Consider the following 23876-nt stretch of genomic DNA (forward strand, 5'->3'; position numbering starts at 1 on the left):
ATTACGGATTTATCATCCTGGCGCAATAGAAAAATCTTAAATTAAATCTGTTTGCTCACTGCGCATACAAAGCAGAGCCGCATTTACAAGACTGTTACGAAAACAGTGACATGCAGCAATGTTACAGCTTGCCGAGGCTCTGCTTGGCCAACTGGGCCGGCGAGGTATTGGGGTAACCCTTGATCACCTGCTCATAGAAGGTCTTGGCTTCTGCTTTCTTGCCATCGAGCTGCGCCAGCATGCCGAGTTTCAGCAGGGCATCGGCCCGCTTGGGCGACTTGCTGTACTTGTTCGCCACAGTGGAGAACTGGCTGGCTGCACCGGCTCTGTCACCCTTGTTGAACATCAGCTGGCCGAGCCAGTAGTGCGCATTGGGAACATAGCTGGAGCTCGGGAACTGTTTGATGAACCCTTCGAAGGCAGGAATGGCCTTGTCGTAGTTCTTCTCCTTGAGCACCATGTTCACGGCTGCGTCATAGGCCTGGTTCTCGTCCTGATTGGTCGAGTAGTTGGCCGCGGCGGCAGGCGTCGTGGCGCCGGCAGCAGGAGTCGCGGGCGCGGCGGCGGCTGGCTGGCTGTTGGCCACCTTGTCGAGCTCCTGATAGAGCTGGCGCTGACGCTCTTGCGACTGCTCCATCTGGTAGGTCTGCTGCTCCAGCTGACCACGCAGTTCGGAGACTTCCCCCTGCAGGGAGTCGACCTGTTGCTGCAGCTCGGCCTGCAGGCGCAGACGGGCGTTCAGGGTGCGCTCCAGCAGGGCGACCCTGTCTTCCAGGCTGCCCGTGGGCACTATGGCACCGTTGTTGCCGCTAAGGACAACCCCACCACCCGAGTCACCGCCCAGATCGCTGACAGGAGCCGCCGCATGCGCATTCAGAGCAACCAATACGGCCAGCGCAACAACAGCTTGCTTGTACACAGATTTCATTCGGATCAAACCTTAGCGTTTAGTGCAAATAAAACGGCCAGCGCCATAGTCGCTCGCTTATACAGATTTCATTCGGATCAAACCTTGGCGTTTAGTGCAAATAAAACGGCCATCGAAATGGCCGCTTGCATATAAACGAACTTCGTTCGGTTCAAACCTTAGTAAACCAGAACCGCACGGCGGTTTTTGGCAAAGGCATCCTCGGTGTGGGACAGATCCAGCGGCTTCTCTTCGCCATAGCTGACGATGGAGAGCTGCTCGGCCTGCACACCCAGGGTTTGCAGATACTTGGCAACGGCCTTGGCACGACGCTCACCCAGGGCGATGTTGTATTCCGGAGTACCGCGCTCATCGGCGTGGCCTTCGATCAACACCTTGACGCTCGGACGCTCACGCAGGTAGCTGGCATGGGCATCCAGCAGGTCGGCGTACTGACCCTGAATGTCGTAACCATCGTACGGGAAGTAGATCACGTTATCGCGCTGCAGAGCTTCGAACTTCTGACGCATCTGCTCTTCCGGGGACAACATGCCGTTGGCGCCACCGGTTTGTACACCGCCCATGCCGTCGGTCATGCCAGACTCGGCACCAGCGGCGTCGGAGTCGGAAGAAGAACTACAGGCAGCCAGGGTGAACAGTGGCAGTGCGATGGCCAGACCCTTGAGCAGTTTATTGAGTTGCATGCTATTTCCTTAAACCTTTATAACAAAACAAAAAACAATCGATTTTTTTATCAATTCAAGAAGGGCGACCAAGCTGGTGCACGAATTTCACCGCTACTGGTCGGAAGCACTGCCTTGAAGCGACCATCGGTCGACACCAACGCAAGACTCTTACGACCCTGATAGATGGTGGCATAAATGATCATGCTGCCATTGGGAGCCACACTTGGCGACTCATCGAGAGCACTCTGGGTCAGTACCAACATGGCTCCGTTTTCCATATCCTGGCGAGCGATGCGATATTGTCCCTGAACCCGGGTCACCACCACCATGGACTTGCCGTCCGGCGTGATGGATGCACCCTGGTTGGAATCCCCTTCCCAGGTCATCCGGCGAGTGACGCCAGTCGCCAAATTTACGCTATAAATCTGGGGTTTGCCACCACGTTCAGAGGTGAACAGCAAAGTTTGACCGTCCGGCATCCAGGAGGGTTCGGTGTCTATGGTACGGTTATTTGTGACTCGAGTGAGTTGCTTGCTAGCAACATCAACAACATAGAGATCAGGCTGCCCATCTTTGGACAAAACAATAGCCAAACGGCGACCATCTGGTGACCACTCGGGGGCACCGTTGATGCCGCGGAAACTGGTGATCAGACTGCGTTGCTGGGTATAGATGTCCTGCACATAGATCTCGGACTTCTGGTTCTCGAAACTCACATAGGCCAGCTTGCTGCCATCCGGCGACCAGGCCGGTGACATCAACGGCTCGCGGGAGCGCAGCAGGGTCTTCTCGTTGTAGCCATCGTAATCGGAGATACGCAGCTGGTACGGGAACTGGGTGCCCTGCTGGACGGAGACATAGGCCAGACGGGTCAGGAAGGCACCACGCTCACCGGTCAGGCGCTCGTAGACGATGTCGGAGATGCGGTGGGCGAACTGGCGCATCTGGGCACCCGGTATGGTCGCCATGCGGCTGTCGAGGATGTAACCGTTCGCTTCGCCGCCCTGGGTCTTGGCCAGCTGGCCCTTCAGCACGTCGACCAGCTCGAAGTTGATCTTGTAGGTGCCATCACCCACCGCCGCGATGGAACCGACCACCACGGCCTCCACACCCTGGGACGCCCAGGGGGCGAAGTTGATCTCGCCACTGGTGCTCGGGGTCTGCGGCATCTGGCCACGGGCCAGCGGCTTGAACTTGCCGCTGCGCATCAGGTCGTTGGAGACCACCTCGGCGATGTCCTGTGGCAGTTGACCATTGCCCTCCCACTTGAAGGGGGCTATGGCGATGGGGCGCGCACTGTCAATACCGCCGGTGATGACGATGTCCAAGGCCGCCTGAGCGCTCTGGCCTAGCAGAAGGCAGCCAACCAAAGCAAAAAACACTTTTCTTATCATGGCTTAAATACTCTGTTCCAATAAAAATGAGAGGTGAAATTCCTTTATCAGCAGATGCTGCCAACCACGGTCAATGACCCCGTTTTATCACGTCTAGATGCTAGGTTCTAACTTGAGGTTAAGTTCCTTCAACTGCTCGAATACCGCCGGATCCTTCGGCACCGGCAACTGATTCGCCTTCAGCACAGCCGCCTTGCCGGAGCGGCAGACCGCCGGGTCACCCTGGCCGTTGTCCACCGAGATGACGAAGCCGGTACTGGCCAATTTGACACCGATAGTACAGGTTTTGCCCCGCATGGTGGGATCCAAAATCATATAGCGCTCCACCGTGGCTGCGATGAGGGCGGCATATTTCTGGGCTTCCCCCTGAGCCGCAGCCGATGCGGCCTGGCTGCGGGAATTGGCCTCGGCCTCCAGCTGCTGCTGCATCATGGCTTCCATCTCTTTCTGCAACTTGGCCTCCTCGGCCGCCTTGCGCTTGCGCTCCGCCTCTATCTTGGCCTTCTTGTCAGCCTCGGCCTTCGCCTTCTTCTCTGCGTCAGCTTTTGCCTTCTTGGCGGCCTCATCTGCAGCCTTTTTCTCTGCCTCAGCCTTGGCCTTCTTCTCGGCTTCCGCCTTGGCTTTCTTCTCAGCCTCAGCCTTGGCCTTCTTGTCGGCTTCAGCCTTCTTGGCCGCATCCGCCTTCGCCTTGGCTTTCTCTTCGGCCTGCTTCTTCTCCAGCTCTTCTTTCTTTTTCTTGAGCGCCAGCGCCTTGGCGAGTTCCTCTTCCTGACGTTTGGCTTCGGCCTGCTTGGTCTTCTGCGCCTCCAGCTTGCGGGCTTCCTCGGCCTTCTGGGCCTGCTCTTCCGCCTGCTTCTGCTCGGCTACCTTCTTCTGCTTCTCGGTCTCGGCCTTGCGGGTGGCCTCCTCGGCCTCCTTGCGCTTGGTCTCGGCGATGCGCAGACGCTCCTGCTCCTTCGCCAGCTCGCGCCGGGCCTGATCGGCGTCTTCCTTGTCCTTCTCTTTCTGCTGCTGGGCAGCCTTGGGCTGAGCTTTCTGCTGCTGGATCTGCTGTGCCTGTTGCTCCAGGAACTCGCTGTCCAGCATCACTGCATTGACGATCTGTCCCTTCGACTCGGGGCGCTTGGGCTTGCTGAAGTCGACACCGACCAGCAGTATGATGCCGATGATCAGATGCAGCAGCAGCGACGCGACGAGATAACCGGAAATACCACGCTTCACATCCATCTCCGTCAGTTCACCGGATCCGTCATCAGGCCAACCTGAGGCACACCGGCTTTCTTGAGGGCCACCATCAGCAGGATCACCTCTTCGTAACGCACGGACTTGTCACCCGCCACCACCACGGGAGCGTTCTGGTTGATGGCCAGATAACCCATGGCCTTCTCGGTGATGTATTGCTGCATCGCCTCGGGCGTGCCAGTTGGCACTGGCTCGTCATCCGCCTCACCGGCCTTGATGACGTACTCACCCTCGGTGTTGACGCTGACGATGAAGGGGGGCTTGGCGTCCTCGGGCAACTGCTCGGACTCGGCCTGGGGCAGGTCCACCTTGACCCCTTGCGTGATCACCGGCGTCACCGCCATGAAGATGATGAGCAGCACCAGCATGACGTCGATGTAGGGAACCACGTTGATCTCGCACACCTTCTTGCGCCGGATCCGCTGATAGGTTTGCATTTACTTGTCACCCTGCTGCTGTGCAATCTGACGGTTCAGTATGGTGGTGAACTCGTCCATGAAGTTGGCGTAGGCGTTCTCCAGCTTCTCTACCTTGTTGGTGAATCTGTTATAGAAAATAACCGCGGGAATGGCCGCGAACAGACCCATGGCGGTGGCGATCAGCGCCTCCGCGATGCCCGGTGCCACCATCTGCAGGGTCGCCTGCTGCACCTGACCCAGGGCGATAAAGGCGTTCATGATGCCCCATACGGTACCAAACAGGCCGATATAGGGGCTGATGGAGCCGACGGTCGCCAGCACTGGCAGGTTGGATTCCAGCTCGTCCACCGCACGGGACAGCGAGACGCGCATGGCACGATAGGTACCGTCCATCACCGCATCCTGGCCACGGGCACCGGCCTTGAGCAGGCGGGCATACTCCTTGAAGCCGGAATAGAAGATGTCTTCCATGCCTTCGATGTCATCGCGGCGGGAAGAGGACTCCTGATAGAGACGGTTGAGGTCGACGCCGGACCAGAATCTGTCTTCAAACTGCTCAGAGGCGAGGTTAGCCGCCTTGATGACCTTGGAACGCTGGATGATCAGCGCCCAGGAGACGACCGACATGCCCATCAGGGTCATCATGACCAGTTTCACCAGCAGACTGGCTTGCCAGAACAGACCAATAAACGAAATTTCAGCGTGCACTTAACAGCACTCCCTTGATTTTTTCAGGTATTGCAACAGGTTTCATTTGCGGATGACTGACACAGGCAATCTGTACCATGGCCTGGGTGATCAGTCGTCCATCAGCCGCCAGGATCTGCTGTGAAAAGCGCATGGAAGCACGTTTCACTTCAGTCACTTGCGTCAATACGGTCAGCAGTTCATTGAAGCGGGCCGCGGAGCGGAAATCGATCTCGGTGCGACTCACCACGAAGGCGATCCCCGCCTGCAACAGGACATCTTGCTCGATGTCGCCGGCGCGCAGGAACTCGGTGCGAGCCCGTTCCATAAACTTGAGATAATTGGCGTTGTAGACGATGCCTCCGGCGTCTGTGTCTTCGTAGTAGACACGTACCGGAAACTCAGAGACTTCCCCCATAAAAATCTGTGATCCATTCGACAGTCAGATGGGGGGCTATCATAGCGCAGGGCTGAATAGGAAAGAAGCAGGGGGAGACAGGGAAATCCCATCTCCCCCTGTTTTTTATGACAGGTAATAACGGCCGATCCGCCGGGGGCAAAACCACGGCCGCACTGCGGGGTACAAAAGCAGAGGGAGGCAGAAAATGTCTGGCCTCCCTCTGTGTTTATGGCAGGAAATAACCGCTGGTCAGCCAGAGCCCGTACAACAGGCTTGGCAAGGCGAGCCAGGGGAAAAACAGCACGCGGCCAACCAGGCTGCGGGGGTGGAACCCCAGTCCGTGCATGACGCCGCAGCAGACCGCCCACATCAGCCAGGGGGCCAGCCAGAGACCGTGGTCACTGGTGTTGGCGGCCACCAGATTCGGTGCCTGCAAGATGGCGACGCCCAGCAGGGCCGCCGCCAGCAACATCAGACCTTGCCATGGCTGGCGCTCCAGGGGCGCGGCCAGCCGGGCAAGCCTGTCACTTGTCTTCATCGATCTGACGATCCAGGTTCTCGGTGTGCTCCAGCCAGAGCGCATTGATGATCCCAAACGCACAGGCCAGCAACAGCCCCAGGATCCAGGTGAAATACCACATATCAGGGCACCTTCTTAGTAGAGCGATTGTTGGTTGTCTTCGATGTGCTTGTTACTCACCCGGCCAAACATCTTGATGTAGGTCCAGATGGTGTAAGCCAGCACTGTCGGTACGAAGACGACTGCGACTACCGTCATCACCTTGAGGGTGTTGAAGGAGGCGGTGGCATCCCACATGGTCAGGCTCTGGGACGGCTCCAGGCTGGAGGGCATCACGAACGGGAACATGGAGAAGCCCGCGGTCAGTATGATGCCGGCAATGGCCAGGGAGGAGAACAGGAACGCCATCCAGCCCTTGCCCAGCTTGGCCGCAAGCGCGGTCAGCAGGCTCATCACCAGACCCAGCACGGGGGCGGCAATCATCCAGGGGTAGAGGTTGTAGTTCTGCATCCAGGCACCGGCCTGCACCACCACTTCCTTGTGAAGCGGGTTGGTGACGGCGTCGGTAGCGACAGTACCCACGATCACATAGCCATCCATGCCGCTCACCCAGACACCGGCCAGGGCAAACAGCACCAGGGTCAGCAGGGAGAAGATCATGGCGGCGGTACGGGAGCGGGCCAGCACTTCACCTTCGGTCTTCATCATCAGCCAGGCAGCGCCCTGGGTCACTATCATGAACAGGCTCACCAGACCGGCCAGCAGGCCGAACGGGTTGAGCAGGCCGAAGAAGTTGCCGTGGTAGGTCAGCATCAGGAACTGGTTGAAGCTGAACGGTACCCCTTGCAGCAGGTTGCCGAAGGCCACCCCGAAGATGACGGGGGGAATGGCACTACCGGCGAACAGCGCCCAGTCCCAGCTGGTGCGCCACTGGGCGCCTTCCTGCAGGGAGCGGTACTTGAAGCCGACCGGACGGAAGAAGAGCGCCATCAGGGTCAGGATCATGGCGATGTAAAAGCCGGAGAAGGCCGCCGCATAGACCATGGGCCAGGCCGCGAACAGGGCACCGCCCGCGGTGACCAGCCAGACCTGGTTGCCTTCCCAGTGCGGCCCCATGGTGTTGAGCATCACCCGACGCTCCACATCCTTCTTGCCGACGAAGGGGAGCAGGGCACCGACCCCCATATCGAAGCCGTCGGTGATGGCGAAGCCGATCAGCAGCACGCCGACCAAGACCCACCAGACCAGACGCAACATTTCGTAATCAAACATGGGTTACTCTCCTTATGCCTTGCTCTGTTCGAAGTGGTACTTGCCCGTCTTCAGGCTGCTTGGGCCCAGACGCGCATACTTGAACATCAGGTACATCTCGATGATCAGCAGTACGGTGTAGAACAGGCAGATCCCGATCAGGGAGAACCAGATCTCGGACGCAGGGATATTGGATGCGGAGACTGAGGTCGGCAGCATCTCGGCTATGGTCCAGGGTTGGCGACCGTACTCGGCGACAAACCAGCCCGCCTCGATGGCGATCCAGGGCAGCGGGATGCCGTACAGCAGCGCCTTGAGCAACCACTTGCGCTCACCGATCTTGTGGCGAGTGCTGTCATAGAAGGCCAGACCGATCAGCACCAGCATCAACATGCCGCAGGCAACCATGATGCGGAAGGCGAAGAACAGCGGCAGTACCTGCGGGATGGAGTCATCCACGGCGGCCTTGATCTGATCGTCGGTCGCATCGGTCACGTTGGCGGTATAACGCTTGAGCAGCAGACCGTAGCCCAGATCCTGCTTCACTTCGTCGAAGCGAGCGCGGGTCTCGTCTGACTTGTCGCCGGATTGCAGCTTGGTCAGCAGATCGTAGGCGGTCATGCCGCTGCGCACGCGCACTTCATGCTCGCTCTTCAGATCCTTGAGACCGGTCACCTGACCGTCCAGGGAACGGGTCGCTATGATGCCGAGGGCATAAGGAATCTTGATGGCGTAGTCGGTGCGCATCTCTTCCTGGTTCGGAATGCCGAACAGGGTAAAGGATGCGGGGGCCGGCTCGGTGTTCCACTCGGCCTCGATGGCCGCCAGTTTCACCTTCTGCACTTCCCCGGTCTCGTAGCCGGACTCGTCACCCAGCACCAGCACGGAGAGGATGGAGGCCATGCCGAACGCGGCCGCGATGGCGAAGGAGCGACGGGCGAAAGCCACATCACGATTCTTCAGCAGGTAGTAGGAGGAGATGCCCAGCACGAACATGGCGCCCGTGGTGTAGCCCGCCGCCACTGTGTGGACGAACTTGACCTGAGCAACCGGGTTGAACACCAGCTCGGCGAAACTCACCATCTCCATCCGCATGGATTCGAAGTTGAATTCGGCACCGACCGGGTTCTGCATCCAGCCGTTGGCGACCAGGATCCAGAGGGCGGAGAGGTTGGTCCCAAGAGCCATCAGCCAGGTTGCCGCCAGATGCTGGCGCTTGGTGAGGCGATCCCAACCGAAGAAGAACATGCCGACGAAGGTGGACTCCAGGAAGAAGGCCATCAAGCCTTCGATGGCCAGCGGGGCCCCGAAGATATCGCCGACATAGTGGGAGTAGTAAGCCCAGTTGGTACCGAACTGAAACTCCATGGTGAGCCCGGTGGTAACCCCAAGGGCGAAGTTGATACCAAACAACTTGCCCCAGAACTTGGTCATGTCCCGGTACACTGTGTTGTTGGTCATCACATAGACAGACTCCATGATCGCCAGAATGAAGGCCATTCCCAGCGTCAGGGGTACAAACAGGAAGTGATAAAGGGCCGTCGCGGCGAATTGGAACCGCGATAGGTCTACCACATGCTCAGCAATCATGATGTTTCCTCACCGATTATTGGCACGGCTATTTTAAGTTTTAAGGACAAAGCTTCCATTGGAAGTCCCCGAATGGTCGATCACCCCTCGCGGACTGACCGGATTCGACTGCCACCACATTAACAACAAGGCAATATAGAGGAACAAAAAAAGCTAATGTTTAACATCTGGTAAACATTAACTGCAGTTCTATTCTCGCCTATAATGATGGCTGTTTTATATCATCTTTATTTGATTGAAATCAATGTAAACCCATCATCAATACATGCCTTTTCAAGGCAACTTACAAGCCGTTTCCCATTAATTTTGGGAGCTTGCTCACAAAAAACATTAAACCGTAAATACTTGATTTAAATCAATTTTAACTCTCGTCAAAATAGTTTCAATTCTGTTAAGCAAATAGACGAGATGAGCAGGCTCATCCTTATCAATCCGGTATTTAAAGAATGATGCAGGCCATCATGAAATCAATTTAAAACCAGCAAAAACACATGTTTATGCGGATTGGCCCGCCTCGCAAAATCATTAATTTATCTAATCCGAAACACATAGATTTTCTTGTTTGTCCGGCCCGGCAAGAGCTCCTACAATGCGCCTCGCAGTGAGGGCACACCTCTGGATACAGGCCGGTCATTCCGGGTTCCCGGTACGTATTCGATGAACATTTCGAACCTGTTTGTTGGGATTAATGATGAAAAAGTTTGTTGCCAAGACCATCCGTTACTACAAGCTTTCGTTCGTTCAACTCTATCAAATGAACCGACTCTGAGGCCTCGCGACGGCTCCTTTGTGTTTTCCCGACCGGTCTGCAGACGCACTCACTGTCTGTGAACATCCATCCTGAATTGTCTTTGCCCACCGCATCCGCCGTGGGCTTTTTTTTGCCCGGACAATAAAAAACCGCCCTTGGGGGCGGTTTGTCGTTCAAAAGGCTGCTTTTACTGCTCATCTGGCCGTTGCAGGCCAAAGTGCGCATAAGCTCTCGGTGTCGCGATCCGCCCTCTGGGTGTACGTTGCAGATAGCCTTGCTGGATCAGATAAGGTTCCAGCACGTCTTCTATGGTGTCCTTCTCTTCCCCTATGGCGGCGGCCAGGTTGTCGAGACCCACGGGCCCCCCCATAAACTTGTCGATGACGGCCAACAATAGCTTGCGGTCCATGAAGTCGAACCCCTCGTTGTCCACATCCAGCATGTCCATGGCACGGGCCGCTATGGGTCCATCAATGCGACCATCGGATTTCACCTGGGCGAAATCCCGCACCCGTCTTAACAGACGGTTAGCAATCCGCGGGGTCCCCCGGGAGCGGCGAGCCACCTCCAGCGCACCGTCCCCCGACATGTCGAGCCCGAGGCAGCGGGCGCTGCGGGAGACGATGTCGGTGAGATCCTTGACGTTGTAGAACTCGAGACGCTGCACTATCCCGAAACGGTCACGCAGGGGACTGGTGAGTGAGCCGGCCCGGGTGGTGGCCCCGATCAGGGTGAAGGGAGGCAGATCGAGCTTGATGGAGCGGGCGGCAGGCCCCTCTCCTATCATGATGTCGAGCTGGTAATCCTCCATGGCCGGATAGAGCACCTCCTCCACCACAGGGCTGAGGCGGTGGATCTCGTCGATGAAGAGCACATCGTTCGGTTCGAGGTTGGTGAGCAGCGCGGCGAGATCCCCCGCCTTCTCCAGCACGGGGCCCGAGGTAGTCTTGATGTTGACCCCCATCTCGTTGGCCACTATGTTGGCCAGCGTGGTCTTGCCGAGCCCGGGCGGGCCGAAGATCAGCAGGTGATCCAGGGCCTCACCGCGCTGGCGGGCGGCCTCGATGAAGATCTCCATCTGGTCGCAGACATGATCCTGCCCGGTGTAATCCGCCAGCTTCTTGGGCCGGATGGCCCTGTCGATGACCTCGTCCTCGCGGGCGGCACCGGCCGAGATGAGACGATCCGCTTCAATCATGCACTACCTCACGCTCTGCATCCCCGTGGTCACAGTAGAGTGACCCGGGATGGTCCGCTTGCTTCATTGTCATCCTCACACCAGGCTGCGCAGGGATTCACGGATGATGGCTTCCACCGACATGCCCTCGCTGGCCACCTTGGCCACGATCTGGCTCGCCTGCTGCGGCTTGTAACCGAGCGCCACCAGGGCGCTGGCTGCCTCTTCACTGGCATCGGGGGCGCGCAGCTGGCTCTCCTGGGCGGGCAGGCTGATGGCGGCAGGGGAGAAGAGATCGTGGCTGACCCAACCCTTGAGGCGGTCCTTCATCTCCACCACCAACCGCTCGGCGGTCTTCTTGCCCACGCCGGGCAGCTTGACCAGAGAACTTATCTCCTCGCGCTCGACGCTCATCACGAACTGGGTGGCCGTCATGCCGGAGAGGATGGCCAACGCCAGTTTGGGGCCGACCCCGTTGGTCTTGATCAGCTCGCGAAACAGCGCCCGCTCCTGCTTGTGGTTGAAGCCATAGAGCAGCTGGGCATCTTCGCGCACCACGAAGTGGGTGTGAATGACAGCTTCCTTCCCGATCTCGGGCAGATCATAGAAGCAGCTCATGGGCATGTGCACTTCATAACCCAGGCCCCCCACTTCGATCAGCACCTCAGGGGGTTGTTTCTCGATGATGACGCCTCTCAAGCGACCGATCATGTTCTCTTCCTCGCCACGCAGACTCTTGCAAATTGGGTCATAGCATAAAGAATAACTGGATAAGTATCCAGCATAGGGCCATGGAGGACAGCAAGGGAGGCTGTCTACCCTGATACTCTCTGCGCAGATATGGGCAGTCACTTTATTTCCCACCGGGAATGGCGCATCTTGGCCATTGAGCGAACACTCAGTGGGCTTGTTCGGAACCAGGGAAGGTCCTGCATCATGAAAATTGTCACGACATCGAATCTTGGGCTCACTATCTTGCTCGGCTGCACACTGGGCATGGGGGTAATCGGCTGGTATGGCAGCCAGCGGCTGGCCGATTTGCTCTCCTATGTGCTGGGTGCCGCCTGGCAAACGGCCGATGGCGCCATGGAGGGGTCCATCGAGCTGGGCAATCAGTCGCTCTATATCCAGAAAATGCTCAGAGGCATGCCCCTTGACGAGCCCGAGCTGCAACGGGCCAAACAGGCGGCCAACGACGCCTTGCGACGGGTGGAGCAAGGCAAGCTCATCGATGCGACTGCGCTCGGCACCCTGAACTTGCATGAGCAGGCCTATCAGCAACAGCAGGAAAAACTGCTGACGCTCTACCGCACCTTTACCGGTGTTGATCAGGCGCTGCGCGCCAGCTCGGAGCGTATGTCACGCCTCTCGACCCAGCTGGAAGTGATCGGTGATGGCGCGGTCGAGAGCCTAACCCGGTCACCGGATCAGGCCATCAGCTGGAATGGCGGCCTCGCCACCCGCTGGCAGGCGGCCGACGGCGGTATGGAGGCAAACATAGGTTTCCTGCGTCAGCTCTATGCCCTGGAGAAGATGCAGAGTGAAGGCCCCACCCCCGCCATCCAGGCCGAACTGGCCGAGGCCACCCGCTTCTACCAGGAGGCGGTCGACGGCATGCTGGCGACCGGCCTGTTCGATGTGCCCGGTGAAGGGGAGTTCGCCGGCCAATCCCTCGCCACCCAGTATCGCGCCCTGCTGGCCGACAACACCCGCCTTAACCGTGAATGGATCTCCGCCCTGACCGATTACCAGAGCCAGCTGGCTCGTTACGACAGCAGTGCCGAACAGCTCAAGCAGGCGCTGGTCGAGGTCGAGGCCAAGGGGGATGCCACTGTCGAGGATCAGGTAAATCAACTCAATACCATCATCGGCCATACCAGGAACCTGATCCTGGGCGCCCTGGTGTTGAGCCTGCTGATCGTCGCCCTCTGCGGCATCTGGCTGGTGCGCACCATAGTCCGCCCCCTGTTGCAGGTTGACCGGCGCATGCAGGACATAGCCGCGGGCGATGGGGATCTCAATGCCCGCATCAACCTCAAGCGAAACGACGAGCTGGGCTCGCTGGCCGGCAGCGTGGATCGCTTCATCGAGAAACTGCAGCAGATGATCAGCGCCACCATGGACAACAACCAGCACATCAACCAGCACGTGCACACCTCGGTCAACCGAGTCGAGGCCATCAGCCAGAGCAGCCGTCAAACCGCCAAGCATGCCCAGGCGCTACACCATGACAGCGAGCAGATGGTGCGGGTCGCCACCTCCATCTCTGACAACTGCGGCCTGGCCGCGCACAATGCCAACGAGGTCCGCCAGCTCACCGCAGAAAGCAGCCAGTATGTGACCTCCGCCAGCAACGGCATGCAGCGCGTGGTGGTGGAAGTGGGCGAGTGCGCCACCGCCATCAATGCCCTCAAGGAGCAGGCTGGCCAGATTGGCCAGATCATCTCCACCATCAGCAACATCTCGGAGCAAACCAACCTGCTGGCCCTCAACGCCGCCATCGAGGCCGCCCGGGCTGGTGAGATGGGTCGCGGTTTTGCCGTGGTGGCCGACGAGGTGCGCACCCTGGCCAACCGCACCGCCGCCTCCAGCGCCGAGATAACCGAGGTGATCAGCAGCATCCAGCAGCAGACCGAGCAGGCCTATCTGATGATGCAACGCAACCTGAAAACCGTGGAATCAGGCATGGCGGATTCCGACAACACCAAGCAGATCCTGTTCAAGGTAGAGGAGGCCATCGACCAGCTAGCCGACATGGTGCAACAGGTAGCGGATGCCACCAGCCAGCTCTCCCACACCCTTAGCCACACCACCGACAAGGTCTCGGACATCAGCCTGCAGGCCCAGACCGGTGAGCAGGAGGCGCAGGAGTGCCTGCAGCTCGCCTCCTCCCTCCATCAGGCCAGCTTGCAGCAGCAGCGACTGCTGTCGCAGTTTCGGGTCTAGCGCAGGCGGGGGCCCGCCCCCGCTTTCTCCCGCTGTGCAAATTTAGCCCTTGGGCAGCAACGCCCGGCCTGTTAAAATTCCGCCCTTGAATTTATCCAGGGCCCAGCGGCCCGTCTCACGTTAAGGTTCATCGCGATGCGTACCAGCCAATATCTGCTTTCCACTCTCAAGGAAACCCCCTCCGACGCTGAAGTCATCAGCCACCAGCTGATGCTGCGCGCCGGGATGATCCGTAAACTGGCCTCCGGCATGTACGCCTGGCTGCCAACCGGTCTGCGGGTACTGAAAAAGATCGAGAACATTGTTCGCGAAGAGATGAACAATGCTGGTGCCATCGAAGTCTCCATGCCGGTGGTGCAGCCCGCCGAGCTGTGGCAGGAGTCCGGCCGCTGGGATGACTACGGGCCCGAGCTGTGCCGCCTGACCGACCGCCACAACCGCCCCTTCGTGCTGGGCCCGACCCACGAAGAGGTTATCACCGCCCTGGTCCGTTACGAAGTGAACAGCTACAAGCAGCTGCCGCTCAACCTCTACCAGATCCAGACCAAGTTCCGTGACGAGGTGCGTCCCCGTTTCGGAGTGATGCGCGGCCGCGAGTTCCTGATGAAGGATGCCTACTCCTTCCACATCGACAAGGCCTCGCTGATCGAGACCTACGAGAAGATGCACGCCGCCTACTGCGCCGCCTTCACCCGCATGGGTCTGAACTTCCGTCCGGTGCAGGCCGATACCGGCTCCATCGGCGGTACTGGCTCCCACGAATTCCAGGTGCTGGCCGAGAGCGGTGAAGACTTGATCGCCTTCTCCGATACATCAGATTACGCCGCCAACATAGAGATGGCCGAAGCCCTGGCACCGGCTGGCGAGCGCGCTGCCGCAACCAAAGCTCTGACCAAGGTTGCCACCCCGGCGGTGCACACCATAGACGAAGTGGCCGCCTTCCTGGCCGTGGCCCCGACCTCCATCGCCAAGACCCTGCTGGTACTGGCGGAAGCGGATGAGCATGGCAAGCAGGCCGTCATCGCCCTGGTGCTGCGTGGCGACCACGAGCTGAACGAAATCAAGGCCGAGAAGCTCCCTGGCGTGGCCAACCCGCTGACCTTCGCCAATGACGAGCAGATCAAGGCTGCCGCCGGTTGCGATGCAGGCTCCATAGGCCCGGTCGGCTTTGCCGGTCGCATCATAGTCGATCGCAGCGCCGCCCATCTCGCCGATTTTGTTTGCGGCGCCAACGAGACCGGCTTCCACCTGACAGGTGCCAACTGGGATCGCGACATCGCTACCTACGAAGTTGCCGACCTGCGCAACGTAGTGGAAGGCGACCCCAGCCCCTGTGGCCAGGGCAAGCTGCTGCTCAAGCGCGGTATCGAAGTGGGCCACATCTTCCAGCTGGGTACCAAGTACTCCGAAGCCATGAAGGCCAGCGTGCTGAACGAGGGCGGCAAGTCCGTCACCATGGAGATGGGTTGCTACGGCATAGGTGTGTCCCGTCTGGTGGCTGCCGCCATCGAGCAGAACAACGACCAGTACGGCATCATCTGGCCGGAAGCCATAGCCCCGTTCGAAGTGGCCATAGTGCCGATGAACATGCACAAGTCCGAGCGCGTCGCCGAGCAGGCACAGCAGTTCTACGCAGAGCTGAAAGCCGCCGGTGTGGACGTCTTGTTCGACGACCGTAAAGAGCGCCCGGGCGTGATGTTCGCCGACATGGAGCTGATCGGTATCCCGCACGCCATCGTCATCGGCGACCGGGGTCTGGACAACGGCGTGGTGGAGTACAAGTGCCGCCGCACCGGCGAGAAGCAGGAAGTGGCCATTGGCGAGATTATCGCCATGCTCAAGGCCAAGCTGGGTCGCTAATAGCGCCTGCTAATTCTGCTTTTCGTTTTCGATAAAAAGGCCCCGTGTGTGAATTGCACTCGGGGCTTTTTATATGTTGCCTGTCTCTGCTGCTCATCACAAAAGCAAGGGGCCAGCAGCATCTCGATATTGCGCTGTACATGAAGTAGCAGATTTTCTAGACTGACGTTCTTTATCCAGATTGCCCGAGAGATTATGTCCACTGCCTTAGCCAATACCGTCGTCGTGCTCGATTTCGAGACTACCGGGCTCTCACCAGGACAAGGTGATAGAGCGATCGAAATTGGCGCCGTCCGGATTGAAAACGGCCACATCAGTGAACGTTTTTCGGCGTTGATGAATCCTGGCTTTAACGTAAGCAGCTTTATTGAGCAATATACCGGGATCAGCAATGCCATGCTGAAACAGGCGCCACCTTGCGGCGAGGTGATGGCGGACTTCGTCGAGTTTATCGGTGATGATAATCTGGTTGCCCATAATGCCTCCTTCGACAAGCGCTTTCTGGATGCTGAAATAGAGCGACTGTCGGCGCACTATCCTGGGCAGTTCGCCTGCTCCTTGCTGCTGTCGAGACGGTTATTCCCCGAGGCGCCGAACCATAAGTTGGCTACCTTGGTGCAATACCAGAATTTACCCAATGACGGGGTATTTCACCGCGCCTTGGCCGATGCCGAAGTGACGGCGCATCTGTGGCTCGCTCTGTTAAAGGAATTAGAGTGCCGGCATGGCATTTTCAACCCTGATTTTGAATTGCTGCTAACCCTTGGCAAAAAATCAAAGCATGCAGTTCAGTCTTTCCTGCAGGGATATGCGACTAAAAAATGAGTCACTCAGGTACGATTAACCCTCACCAGAATTTAAATATGATTCCGCATGGGACTGGATATACATTCGTTATATTTTAAATATTAAACGCTGGAGTGGGAAGTTGCGATAACGCATTATAAAAATAGGTGCTTTTGTCATTTCACTCTAAACGTTTATTTTTACACCTTGATAACGCCAACCTTAATTAATACATTTCATTGTCGGCCTTAAAATATATCAATCATTCCCACATACCATTGCACAACATATTACCCATATCCCGCTGGCGATGCCCCAGAGCATCGGCGACCTGGGCCTGGACAACGGCGTGGTGGAGTACAAGTGCCGCCGCACCGGCGAGAAACAGGAAGTAGCGATCAAAGAGATTATCGCCATGCTCAAGGCCAAGCTGGGCCGTTAATTCCGCCCCCTTGCCTGAATAGAAAAGCGCGCCATTTGGCGCGCTTTTTGTTTCTGCTTTCGTGAACGACGGGAGCCGGATGGCAGGACACTGCCTCAGGCGTTGCGACCGATAAAGAGATCGGTCACGTGGCAGCTGCTTCTCGCCTCCAGTGCATCCAGCATGTAGGCCGCCGCGTCTTCCGGGGTCATGAAGCTGCTCGGGTCCACATGATCCGAGTTGTCCCAGAATTCGCTGCGGATCCCGCTCGGGTAGAGGTTCACCAGCCGCAAGGGCGAGCCCTTGAGCTCGGCCCGCAGGGACTCCAGAAAGCCGCGCATCCCCCATTTGGAGGCGCAGTAGAGGCTCTCGTTGGCCTTGCCGGTCTGGGCAGCGGAGGAAAGCACATTGGCCAGCACCCCGCCTTGTTCGCCGATGAGGCGCACCGTCTGCTGGGCCACCAGTATGGTGGAGACGAGATTGCTCTCCACCACCCGGCGCACCTGTTCGGCGGTGTAGACACCGACAGGGCCGAATTCCCCGACGCCGGCACAGTGGATCACAAGGGAAGGCAAGCCGCCCCAGGCCACGGCGGCACCGAAGGCCATCTCCACCTCTTCGTGGTGGGCCAGATCGGCGGCGATGCCGACCACGGCGCTGCCGAGCCGCTGCTCCTGCTCCTGCAACTTGTGATAACGGCGCCCCATCATGGAGACTCTATGGCCGCGCTCAACCAGTCCGATTGTCAGAGCGCGCCCAAGGCCGGAGCCCGCGCCAGTCACTATGATATGGCCCATTATCTCTCCTCCCTCACCCTTGCCAGTCAAACACGCCCGGGTGGCGCATCGCCACCCTTCGTCAGATTAGAAGGTGAATTCGCCACCGATGAACCAGCCGTCGATAGTCTGGTCGACGCGGTCGAAGTCCAACTCGGCTTCACGCCAGCCGGCACGGATCTTGAGCGGCACTGTGGAGAACTTGTAGGAACCACCCAGGCGGTAGTCATAGTTGTCGGCATCCTGCACCCGCAGATCACCAAAGGCGGCAAAGCCGGTACCCGGGATGCGCACTTCACCACCGGTGTAGGCCATCAGCACGTCCTTGTCGTAGGAGTAGTGCTGGGTGTTGAAGTCGCCATCGTAGCGACGACCGGTCAGACCCAGATCGAGCTGGAACAGGTCGTTGTTCATCAGGCGGTAGTAGAGGCTCAGATCATAGGCCAGCAGATCGTTGCTGAAGGAGCCGCCGCTGGTGCTGAAATCGGACATCTCGAACTTGGCATTCGGCAGCAGGAAGATGCCGTGCTCCAGTTGCAGGTAGCCGCTCCAGTTGTAGTTGTCGTCGTAGCTGCCATCGGCACCGACGCCGCTGACCTGGCCGCCCCCCTGGGAGTTCCACATATCGGCACCCGCCGCGAAACGCCAGTCATCGGCGGCCATGGCTGCATGGCTGAACAGGGCAATCAGGGTGCCGGCAATCAGGGTCTTCTTCATTACATAGCTCCATTATGGACTGGAAAGACCATCATTTTACCCGGTGAGCAAGGAATACCTAGAGTAAAAAGCTGAACAAGCGTCCATTAATGTCAGTGCTGCATGCCCTTCATCGGCTCGACCGGCTTCACCGGCAGGCTCAGGCTCAGGGTTTGACCATCGTCCAGGGTCAGGGTCAGGGGGAAGGGTTTGTCCTCTGAGAGAGCCCCCACCTCGAACAGCATGATGTGGAGGCTGCCGGGTTTGAGGACAGCTTCCCCCCTGGCCGGGATTTCGATGCTCTCCACCTGGCGCATCTTCATGACGCCGTTCTCGTGCAGATGGGTGTGCAGCTCGGCACGGCCCGCGTCAGGGGAGGCTGCAGCAGTCAGGGTCACAGGTTTGTCCGCGTCATTCTTGAGCACCATGAAGGCCGCCGTGTTGGGCGACCCCGGGGGGAGCAGGCGCACATAACCGTCGACGGCCTCGACCTTGGCCAGTGCGGGAGCAGCCAGGAGCAGGGCAAGGCTGGAATAAAACGCACGTTTAAACATGGTTGAAATCCTTTTATGATGTTGTTAAACGAAGCAAAGCTTACCCCTGTGGCAAGCTTTTGGCAGCCCCCGAACACAAGGATTCAGACATGGCCCTCACAATTCTGGCCGAGCAGCAGGATGGCTTGCTCCTCCTGACCCTCAACCGGCCGGACAAGCGCAATGCCCTCAACACCGAGATGTACCTGGCCCTCACCCTGGCCTTTCAGCAGGCGGCTCTGGACGAGAGCGTGCATGTGGTGTTGCTGCAAGGGCAGCAGGAGTGCTTCACCGCGGGCAATGATCTCGCGGACTTCATGGGCAAGAGCAGTCTGGAAGCGGATGACCCCATCTTGCAGTTCCTCCACACCCTGGCCGACTTCCCCAAGCCGGTGATCGCCGCCGTGGGCGGCCCGGCGGTGGGCATAGGCACCACCCTGCTGCTGCACTGCGATCTGGTCTATCTGGGGGAGAACGCCCGGCTGCAACTGCCCTTCGTCGAGCTGGGGCTGGTGCCGGAATTTGCCTCAAGCCTCTTGCTGCCCCGCGCCGTGGGCCACCTGAAGGCGGCGGAGCTGCTGTTGCTGGCGGAGGCCATAGACGCCGGGGAGGCGCTGCGACTCGGGCTGGCCAACCGGGTGCTGGCGGTGGAGGAACTGCTCCCCTTCGCCCGGGCCCAGGGGGTGAAGCTCGCGGCCAAGCCGCCCAAGGCACTGCAAAAGAGCAAGGCGCTGCTCAAGCAGGAGCTCAGGCAGGCGGTGCATTTCGTCATCGATCTGGAGGCCCGCGCCTTCTCCCTCGCCCTGCAAGGGGAGGAAGCCCAGAGCCGCATCGCACGGCGGCTCGGGCGCACAACCGCTAGTTGAGGCGGAAGCGGCCGATCAGTTCGCAGCCCTGCACCTTGTCCTGCACCTGGATCAACCTGGCGATCTCGGGGTTGGGGTGGCGCTTCAAGAAGGAGAGCAGGGCGGCGCGGCAGCAGCCCAGCTCGCTGATGAGGGACTCGCACTCCCGGTTCGGACATTGGGGCACCAGGGCGGTGACCAGCTCGGAGGCGAGCTTGAGGTAGCGCAGCTCATAGGCGGGCTCTTCCATGGCGCGCCAGAAGTCGGCCATGCGGTGACAGGTGGCGACCCGCATGCTGGCCAGTTCGTCCAGATCCCCGGACGCCAGCTCATACACCTCTCCCAGGGCCTGCTGATAGAGGCAGATGGCCGTGCCCAGTGCCCCCATGCCAAGGGCATTCTCCGCCTCCAGCATGTAACGCTGCCAGTTCTGATTCGTCATTGTCCTCTCTCCTGCCGATACGAGTGGAGCCTGTATCATGGCTAATCGAGAATAAATATCAACCAGACCCTTTGTGCAGGTTTTGACCACCCCCTCCCCCTTCTCCTTGGCATCGCCCTCCCCATCCCTTACCATCTGGCCTCTTCTGTCGGGAGCCCTTCCTCATGCAACGACCCCGTTCATCCCAGGCGCTGGGCTGCTCCACCCTGTGTGTGCCCCGCCTGCTGGTCTGGATCTATTAGCTGCGCCGAACCGCGCATCCAATACCTATCCATTCAACGAGGAACATAGCCATGACCATCTGCCAACATTGGTCGCAGGTCGAGTACCTGCACCTGACGGTGACCAATCCCAACATCTGCCTCAAGGGGCGACACAGCTACTACTCGGGTGCCTGGGATGGCCCCTTCGAAGAGGAAGCCGTGCGCTACCTGCACGGTGACAGCTGGAGCCGCTCGGCCGACACCGGCTGGGAGCCGCTCTGGCACATAGACAGGCTCCATCTCGGCGACTACGTGCAGATAGCCGCCGGGGTGAAGATCATCATGGGGGGCAACCACACCCACAACACCGACTTCATCAGCACCTATCCGTTCGCCGAGGTGGCGGCGCTCAAGCGCAGCTATAGACCCGCGGGCGATACCCGCATCGGCAATGACGTCTGGATCGGCATGGAAGCCATGATAATGCCGGGCGTCACCATAGGGGATGGCGCCATCATAGCCGCCCGGGCACTGGTCAATCAGGATGTGCCGCCCTATGCCATGGTGGCGGGCACCCCGGCCAGGGTGGTGCGGATGCGCTTTGGCGACGATGAGATTGCCCGGCTGCAGGCGCTCGCCTGGTGGGATTGGCCGGATGACAAGGTGCAGGCCCTGCTGCCGCTGATCCAGCAAGGAGAGGTGGCGCTGCTGGAACAGGCCGCCGCCCGCTGGCAAGGGGCCTGTCAGGGATTGTGACGAGGGGGCGCCTGGGCGCCCCTTCTTGATCCCGCGTCAGCTGCCACTGCGTGGCGGGTTGAGGCGACACTGCTTGCCGGGATAGCCGGGCAGGGCACTGGCCTTGCTGTTGCAGGCCAGGCGCTTGGCCTCGGCGAGGCGATCCGCCAGATTGGCGGCATTGACCGGCTGCCAGGCCATCTGCTGGCCGAGCCAGCTGGCCCAAGCGAACTCGACGAAGTAGACCTGATCCTTCTTGCTGAAGTAGCCCGCATCCTGCAGCAAACCCGCCAGGGTGCGGTAGGGATAATCCGGCAGATCCCTGATGTGGCCGGGCAGCTGTTCCGGGGTGAGCGGCTGACCCCGCTCATCCTTGAGCCAGGCCCAGTGGTTGTTCTGCATCTGGCTCCAGAAACTGGCCCTGTCCTGCAAGCGGGCGATCACCTTGACCCTCGCCTCCTTCACCCCCTGTTGCCACAGCGCCTTGGTCAGGTGGTGCCTGTCCACCAGCCAGTAGCCGCCATCGGGGGCGATGACGATGGGTATCTCTTTCTTTTTCATCAGCTTGTCGAGTTGCTTCTCGCTCTTGTCCGCCAGTTCAGCCACTGTGGTGTCGACCTGCAACTGCCCCACCCCGCCCTGAGTCGGATGCAGTTGATCTATGCTCACCTCGCACCAGCTCCCCACCTGGCTGGTCTTCTCGCAAGGGGCCAGTGCCCAGGCACCCTGGCTCAGCACACAGGCCAATAACATCCATACTCTCATCGTTTGCTCCTCTTGTCCGCGCTCAGGCGGGCGTACATAGGGTTGCAGCCCCGGATATCATGGGACTCACGCTGGCGGTCTGACCAGCAAAGGGGATATCATGATTCCCCGTCTGCCGGCGATGAATTCTCGCCGAGTTTTCTCCTCGCTTCACACAATTTGAAGGATTCGCCATGAAAGGATGGAGCCCCCTGCTGGCCCTGCTGGGCTGTGTCTGTGTCCAGGCCGCCGATGTGCCGGCCGGAACCCAACTCGCCGCCGAACAGGCCGTCGTGCGTCATCTCAAGGACGAACCGGCCAGCCTGAGCCCCCTCAAACTGGTCGGGCTGCCCGAGTTGCAAGTGCTCAGAGATCTCTATGAGGGGCTCTTGACCCAGGGGGCGGACGGCAAGGTGCTGCCCGGTGTGGCATCTCGCTGGGATAACGAGGGGAACCAGAAATTCACCTTCCACCTGCGGCCGGATGCCCGCTGGTCCAACGGGGATCCGGTACGCGCCAGCGACTTCGTCTATGGCTGGCGCAAGCTGGTGGATCCCGAAGAGGCGGCCACCTTCGCCTGGTTTGCCCAGCTGGCCCACTTCGACAAGGTGGACGAGATAGTCGAGGGCAAGCTGCCTCCCGAGGCGCTCGGGGTGCAAGCCCTGGATGACCACACCCTGCTGGTGACCCTCTCCCAGCCGGTGCCCTACTTCCTGAGCCTGCTGACCCACCCCAGCCTCTCCCCCCTGCACAGGGCCAGCATGGAGCAATATGGCAACCAGTGGACCCAGCCGGGCAAGCTGGTCGGCAACGGCGCCTTCGTCCTGAGCCACAGGGTGGTGAACGAGAAGCTGGAGCTGACCCCGAACCCCTATTACTGGGATCGCGCCCATACGGTGCTGACCCGGGTCACCTTCGTGCCCATCAATCAGGAGAGTGCCGCCACCAACCGCTATCTGGCGGGGGATCTGCACATCACCGAATCCTTCCCCAAGGAGCAGTACCACAAGCTGATGAAGCAGATCCCGGAGGAGGTTTATACCCCGGAGCAGCTCGGCACCTATTACTACGCCTTCAACACCCAGCGGGCTCCCCTGAACGACGTGCGGGTGCGTCAAGCGCTCTCCTACACCATCGATCGGGCGCTCATCGCCGACAAGGTGCTGGGCACGGGTGAAAAACCCGCCTACCACTTCACCCCGGATGTGACCGCCGGGTTCGTCCCCAAGCCCAACCTGCTCTCCACCAGCAGCCAGCAGGCGCTGGACGAGAAGGCCAGGGCGCTGCTGACAGAGGCGGGCTATGGCCCAGGCAACCCCCCCAAGCTCACCCTGCTCTACAACACGGCTGAAATTCACAAGAAGATGGCGCTGGCCATCGCCAACCTGTGGAAGCAGAAGCTGGGGGCCCGGGTCGAGCTCACCAATCAGGAGTGGAAAACCTACCTCGACAGCCGCCAGAGCGGCCAGTTCGAGGTGATCCGCTCCTCCTGGGTCGCCGATTACAACGACCCTTCCGCCTTCCTCGGTCTGTGGGGATCCCACCACAGCGGCAACATGGCCCGCTTCGCCAACCCCGGTTACGACGCCCTGCTGACCCGGGCGGCCAGCAGCCAGGATCCCGCCGAGCGGGCACGCCTGTTCGACGAGGCCGAGACCATATTGCAGGAGGAGGCGCCCATCGCCCCCATCTACCAGTACACCAACGCCCGTCTGATCAAGCCCTGGCTCAAGGGCTATCCCATCAACAACCCGGAAGACGTGGCCTACAGCCGCCAGCTCTACCTGGTCAAACACTGATCCCTCGGGGGCCAGCCCGGCTGGCCCCCTCTTCGCACTGTACCCATTCAAGTTCCCGGCATAAAA

The 23876-nt window shown here is 59.5% G+C and carries 25 protein-coding genes; 7 read left to right on the forward strand and 18 right to left on the reverse strand.

The window, feature by feature from the left end; translation table 11 throughout:
* Positions 1 to 121 precede the first annotated feature (121 nt).
* From ybgF to ruvA, 13 genes are all read right to left on the reverse strand, one after another.
* Positions 122 to 928: a tol-pal system protein YbgF gene (gene ybgF / locus ACFWHB_RS17770; protein ID WP_162520034.1), complete on the reverse strand. Its 807-nt coding sequence runs from the start codon at positions 926 to 928 to the stop codon at positions 122 to 124.
* 158 nt (positions 929 to 1086) lie between these two features.
* Positions 1087 to 1611 carry a peptidoglycan-associated lipoprotein Pal gene (gene pal / locus ACFWHB_RS17775; RefSeq protein WP_005331552.1) on the reverse strand — a complete coding sequence of 175 codons (525 nt, stop codon included), beginning with the start codon at positions 1609 to 1611 and terminating at the stop codon, positions 1087 to 1089.
* A 50-nt stretch (positions 1612 to 1661) separates the two neighbouring features.
* Positions 1662 to 2987 carry a Tol-Pal system beta propeller repeat protein TolB gene (tolB, locus tag ACFWHB_RS17780; RefSeq protein ID WP_043128866.1) on the reverse strand — a complete coding sequence of 442 codons (1326 nt, stop codon included), beginning with the start codon at positions 2985 to 2987 and terminating at the stop codon, positions 1662 to 1664.
* 93 nt (positions 2988 to 3080) lie between these two features.
* Positions 3081 to 4214, reverse strand: a complete 1134-nt coding sequence (gene tolA / locus ACFWHB_RS17785; RefSeq protein WP_395948968.1) for a cell envelope integrity protein TolA — start codon at positions 4212 to 4214, stop codon at positions 3081 to 3083.
* 5 nt (positions 4215 to 4219) lie between these two features.
* Positions 4220 to 4666 carry a protein TolR gene (gene tolR / locus ACFWHB_RS17790; RefSeq protein ID WP_163157924.1) on the reverse strand — a complete coding sequence of 149 codons (447 nt, stop codon included), beginning with the start codon at positions 4664 to 4666 and terminating at the stop codon, positions 4220 to 4222.
* On the reverse strand, positions 4667 to 5344 hold the full coding sequence (gene tolQ, locus ACFWHB_RS17795; RefSeq protein ID WP_213345242.1) for a protein TolQ: 678 nt from the start codon (positions 5342 to 5344) through the stop codon (positions 4667 to 4669).
* 1 nt (position 5345) lies between these two features.
* A complete protein-coding gene (ybgC, locus tag ACFWHB_RS17800) occupies positions 5346 to 5753 on the reverse strand; it encodes a tol-pal system-associated acyl-CoA thioesterase (RefSeq protein ID WP_005331541.1) in 408 nt (135 codons plus the stop codon).
* A gap of 208 nt (positions 5754 to 5961) precedes the next feature.
* The gene (locus ACFWHB_RS17805; protein ID WP_395948969.1) at positions 5962 to 6273 is read right to left on the reverse strand and encodes a cyd operon YbgE family protein; all 312 of its coding nucleotides are present in this window, start codon (positions 6271 to 6273) and stop codon (positions 5962 to 5964) included.
* Positions 6260 to 6376 carry a cytochrome bd-I oxidase subunit CydX gene (gene cydX, locus ACFWHB_RS17810; RefSeq protein WP_005331536.1) on the reverse strand — a complete coding sequence of 39 codons (117 nt, stop codon included), beginning with the start codon at positions 6374 to 6376 and terminating at the stop codon, positions 6260 to 6262. Before cydX ends, ACFWHB_RS17805 begins: the two co-directional genes overlap by 14 nt.
* A 14-nt stretch (positions 6377 to 6390) precedes the next feature.
* Positions 6391 to 7527, reverse strand: a complete 1137-nt coding sequence (gene cydB, locus ACFWHB_RS17815) for a cytochrome d ubiquinol oxidase subunit II (protein WP_163147369.1) — start codon at positions 7525 to 7527, stop codon at positions 6391 to 6393.
* Between the two features lie 12 nt (positions 7528 to 7539).
* A complete protein-coding gene (cydA, locus tag ACFWHB_RS17820) occupies positions 7540 to 9096 on the reverse strand; it encodes a cytochrome ubiquinol oxidase subunit I (RefSeq protein ID WP_289981565.1) in 1557 nt (518 codons plus the stop codon).
* A gap of 938 nt (positions 9097 to 10034) precedes the next feature.
* Positions 10035 to 11045 carry a Holliday junction branch migration DNA helicase RuvB gene (gene ruvB, locus ACFWHB_RS17825; protein WP_025325798.1) on the reverse strand — a complete coding sequence of 337 codons (1011 nt, stop codon included), beginning with the start codon at positions 11043 to 11045 and terminating at the stop codon, positions 10035 to 10037.
* A 75-nt stretch (positions 11046 to 11120) separates the two neighbouring features.
* Entirely contained in the window at positions 11121 to 11735 is a 615-nt protein-coding gene (gene ruvA / locus ACFWHB_RS17830) for a Holliday junction branch migration protein RuvA (RefSeq protein WP_395948970.1), read from the reverse strand.
* A 225-nt stretch (positions 11736 to 11960) separates the two neighbouring features.
* Here ruvA and ACFWHB_RS17835 point away from each other — a divergent pair, with 225 nt between their 5' ends.
* The 4 genes from ACFWHB_RS17835 (at position 11961) to ACFWHB_RS17850 (ending at position 17058) form a co-directional block, all read left to right on the forward strand.
* Positions 11961 to 13970, forward strand: a complete 2010-nt coding sequence (locus tag ACFWHB_RS17835; RefSeq protein ID WP_395948971.1) for a methyl-accepting chemotaxis protein — start codon at positions 11961 to 11963, stop codon at positions 13968 to 13970.
* Between the two features lie 135 nt (positions 13971 to 14105).
* Positions 14106 to 15830: a proline--tRNA ligase gene (locus ACFWHB_RS17840; protein ID WP_395948972.1), complete on the forward strand. Its 1725-nt coding sequence runs from the start codon at positions 14106 to 14108 to the stop codon at positions 15828 to 15830.
* 195 nt (positions 15831 to 16025) lie between these two features.
* Positions 16026 to 16655, forward strand: a complete 630-nt coding sequence (locus ACFWHB_RS17845) for a 3'-5' exonuclease (protein ID WP_163157928.1) — start codon at positions 16026 to 16028, stop codon at positions 16653 to 16655.
* Between the two features lie 271 nt (positions 16656 to 16926).
* Complete coding sequence (locus ACFWHB_RS17850) at positions 16927 to 17058, forward strand: hypothetical protein (RefSeq protein ID WP_262113621.1); 132 nt, start codon at positions 16927 to 16929, stop codon at positions 17056 to 17058.
* 95 nt (positions 17059 to 17153) lie between these two features.
* Here the strand turns inward: ACFWHB_RS17850 and ACFWHB_RS17855 are convergent, their stop codons facing one another.
* The 3 genes from ACFWHB_RS17855 to ACFWHB_RS17865 form a co-directional block, all read right to left on the reverse strand.
* Positions 17154 to 17834, reverse strand: a complete 681-nt coding sequence (locus ACFWHB_RS17855; RefSeq protein WP_106884923.1) for an SDR family oxidoreductase — start codon at positions 17832 to 17834, stop codon at positions 17154 to 17156.
* A gap of 66 nt (positions 17835 to 17900) precedes the next feature.
* A complete protein-coding gene (locus ACFWHB_RS17860) occupies positions 17901 to 18530 on the reverse strand; it encodes a TIGR04219 family outer membrane beta-barrel protein (protein WP_111913301.1) in 630 nt (209 codons plus the stop codon).
* Between the two features lie 92 nt (positions 18531 to 18622).
* On the reverse strand, positions 18623 to 19063 hold the full coding sequence (locus ACFWHB_RS17865) for a copper chaperone PCu(A)C (RefSeq protein ID WP_111913303.1): 441 nt from the start codon (positions 19061 to 19063) through the stop codon (positions 18623 to 18625).
* Between the two features lie 89 nt (positions 19064 to 19152).
* Here ACFWHB_RS17865 and ACFWHB_RS17870 point away from each other — a divergent pair, with 89 nt between their 5' ends.
* A complete protein-coding gene (locus ACFWHB_RS17870; protein ID WP_162520033.1) occupies positions 19153 to 19908 on the forward strand; it encodes an enoyl-CoA hydratase-related protein in 756 nt (251 codons plus the stop codon).
* Here the strand turns inward: ACFWHB_RS17870 and ACFWHB_RS17875 are convergent.
* Positions 19901 to 20329 carry a DUF2753 family protein gene (locus ACFWHB_RS17875; RefSeq protein ID WP_106884927.1) on the reverse strand — a complete coding sequence of 143 codons (429 nt, stop codon included), beginning with the start codon at positions 20327 to 20329 and terminating at the stop codon, positions 19901 to 19903. The genes ACFWHB_RS17870 and ACFWHB_RS17875 overlap by 8 nt on opposite strands.
* 293 nt (positions 20330 to 20622) lie before the next feature.
* On the opposite strand from ACFWHB_RS17875, the gene ACFWHB_RS17880 reads away from it, so the two are divergent.
* Positions 20623 to 21288, forward strand: a complete 666-nt coding sequence (locus ACFWHB_RS17880) for a CatB-related O-acetyltransferase (RefSeq protein ID WP_395948973.1) — start codon at positions 20623 to 20625, stop codon at positions 21286 to 21288.
* 36 nt (positions 21289 to 21324) lie between these two features.
* Here ACFWHB_RS17880 and ACFWHB_RS17885 read toward each other — a convergent pair whose 3' ends face one another.
* On the reverse strand, positions 21325 to 22032 hold the full coding sequence (locus ACFWHB_RS17885; RefSeq protein WP_395948974.1) for a ParB-like protein: 708 nt from the start codon (positions 22030 to 22032) through the stop codon (positions 21325 to 21327).
* 173 nt (positions 22033 to 22205) lie between these two features.
* On the opposite strand from ACFWHB_RS17885, the gene ACFWHB_RS17890 reads away from it, so the two are divergent.
* Positions 22206 to 23810 carry a peptide ABC transporter substrate-binding protein gene (locus tag ACFWHB_RS17890; RefSeq protein ID WP_395948975.1) on the forward strand — a complete coding sequence of 535 codons (1605 nt, stop codon included), beginning with the start codon at positions 22206 to 22208 and terminating at the stop codon, positions 23808 to 23810.
* The last annotated feature ends 66 nt before the right edge of the window (positions 23811 to 23876 follow it).

This window comes from Aeromonas mytilicola subsp. aquatica (genome assembly GCF_044336385.1).
Classification (GTDB): domain Bacteria; phylum Pseudomonadota; class Gammaproteobacteria; order Enterobacterales; family Aeromonadaceae; genus Aeromonas; species Aeromonas rivipollensis.

Coding starts and splice junctions, on each gene's coding strand:
- tolR (WP_163157924.1), bottom strand. CDS start 4,666: ATGCAAACCTATCAGCGGATCCGGCGCAAGAAGGTGTGCGAGATCAAC.
- pal (WP_005331552.1), bottom strand. CDS start 1,611: ATGCAACTCAATAAACTGCTCAAGGGTCTGGCCATCGCACTGCCACTG.
- ybgC (WP_005331541.1), bottom strand. CDS start 5,753: ATGGGGGAAGTCTCTGAGTTTCCGGTACGTGTCTACTACGAAGACACA.
- ybgF (WP_162520034.1), bottom strand. CDS start 928: ATGAAATCTGTGTACAAGCAAGCTGTTGTTGCGCTGGCCGTATTGGTT.
- ACFWHB_RS17875 (WP_106884927.1), bottom strand. CDS start 20,329: ATGACGAATCAGAACTGGCAGCGTTACATGCTGGAGGCGGAGAATGCC.
- ACFWHB_RS17865 (WP_111913303.1), bottom strand. CDS start 19,063: ATGTTTAAACGTGCGTTTTATTCCAGCCTTGCCCTGCTCCTGGCTGCT.
- ruvA (WP_395948970.1), bottom strand. CDS start 11,735: ATGATCGGTCGCTTGAGAGGCGTCATCATCGAGAAACAACCCCCTGAG.
- cydX (WP_005331536.1), bottom strand. CDS start 6,376: ATGTGGTATTTCACCTGGATCCTGGGGCTGTTGCTGGCCTGTGCGTTT.
- cydB (WP_163147369.1), bottom strand. CDS start 7,527: ATGTTTGATTACGAAATGTTGCGTCTGGTCTGGTGGGTCTTGGTCGGC.
- ACFWHB_RS17870 (WP_162520033.1), top strand. CDS start 19,153: ATGGCCCTCACAATTCTGGCCGAGCAGCAGGATGGCTTGCTCCTCCTG.
- ACFWHB_RS17860 (WP_111913301.1), bottom strand. CDS start 18,530: ATGAAGAAGACCCTGATTGCCGGCACCCTGATTGCCCTGTTCAGCCAT.
- ACFWHB_RS17885 (WP_395948974.1), bottom strand. CDS start 22,032: ATGAGAGTATGGATGTTATTGGCCTGTGTGCTGAGCCAGGGTGCCTGG.
- ruvB (WP_025325798.1), bottom strand. CDS start 11,045: ATGATTGAAGCGGATCGTCTCATCTCGGCCGGTGCCGCCCGCGAGGAC.
- ACFWHB_RS17890 (WP_395948975.1), top strand. CDS start 22,206: ATGAAAGGATGGAGCCCCCTGCTGGCCCTGCTGGGCTGTGTCTGTGTC.
- ACFWHB_RS17880 (WP_395948973.1), top strand. CDS start 20,623: ATGACCATCTGCCAACATTGGTCGCAGGTCGAGTACCTGCACCTGACG.
- ACFWHB_RS17845 (WP_163157928.1), top strand. CDS start 16,026: ATGTCCACTGCCTTAGCCAATACCGTCGTCGTGCTCGATTTCGAGACT.
- cydA (WP_289981565.1), bottom strand. CDS start 9,096: ATGATTGCTGAGCATGTGGTAGACCTATCGCGGTTCCAATTCGCCGCG.
- ACFWHB_RS17840 (WP_395948972.1), top strand. CDS start 14,106: ATGCGTACCAGCCAATATCTGCTTTCCACTCTCAAGGAAACCCCCTCC.
- tolB (WP_043128866.1), bottom strand. CDS start 2,987: ATGATAAGAAAAGTGTTTTTTGCTTTGGTTGGCTGCCTTCTGCTAGGC.
- ACFWHB_RS17855 (WP_106884923.1), bottom strand. CDS start 17,834: ATGGGCCATATCATAGTGACTGGCGCGGGCTCCGGCCTTGGGCGCGCT.
- ACFWHB_RS17805 (WP_395948969.1), bottom strand. CDS start 6,273: ATGAAGACAAGTGACAGGCTTGCCCGGCTGGCCGCGCCCCTGGAGCGC.
- ACFWHB_RS17835 (WP_395948971.1), top strand. CDS start 11,961: ATGAAAATTGTCACGACATCGAATCTTGGGCTCACTATCTTGCTCGGC.
- ACFWHB_RS17850 (WP_262113621.1), top strand. CDS start 16,927: ATGCCCCAGAGCATCGGCGACCTGGGCCTGGACAACGGCGTGGTGGAG.
- tolA (WP_395948968.1), bottom strand. CDS start 4,214: ATGGATGTGAAGCGTGGTATTTCCGGTTATCTCGTCGCGTCGCTGCTG.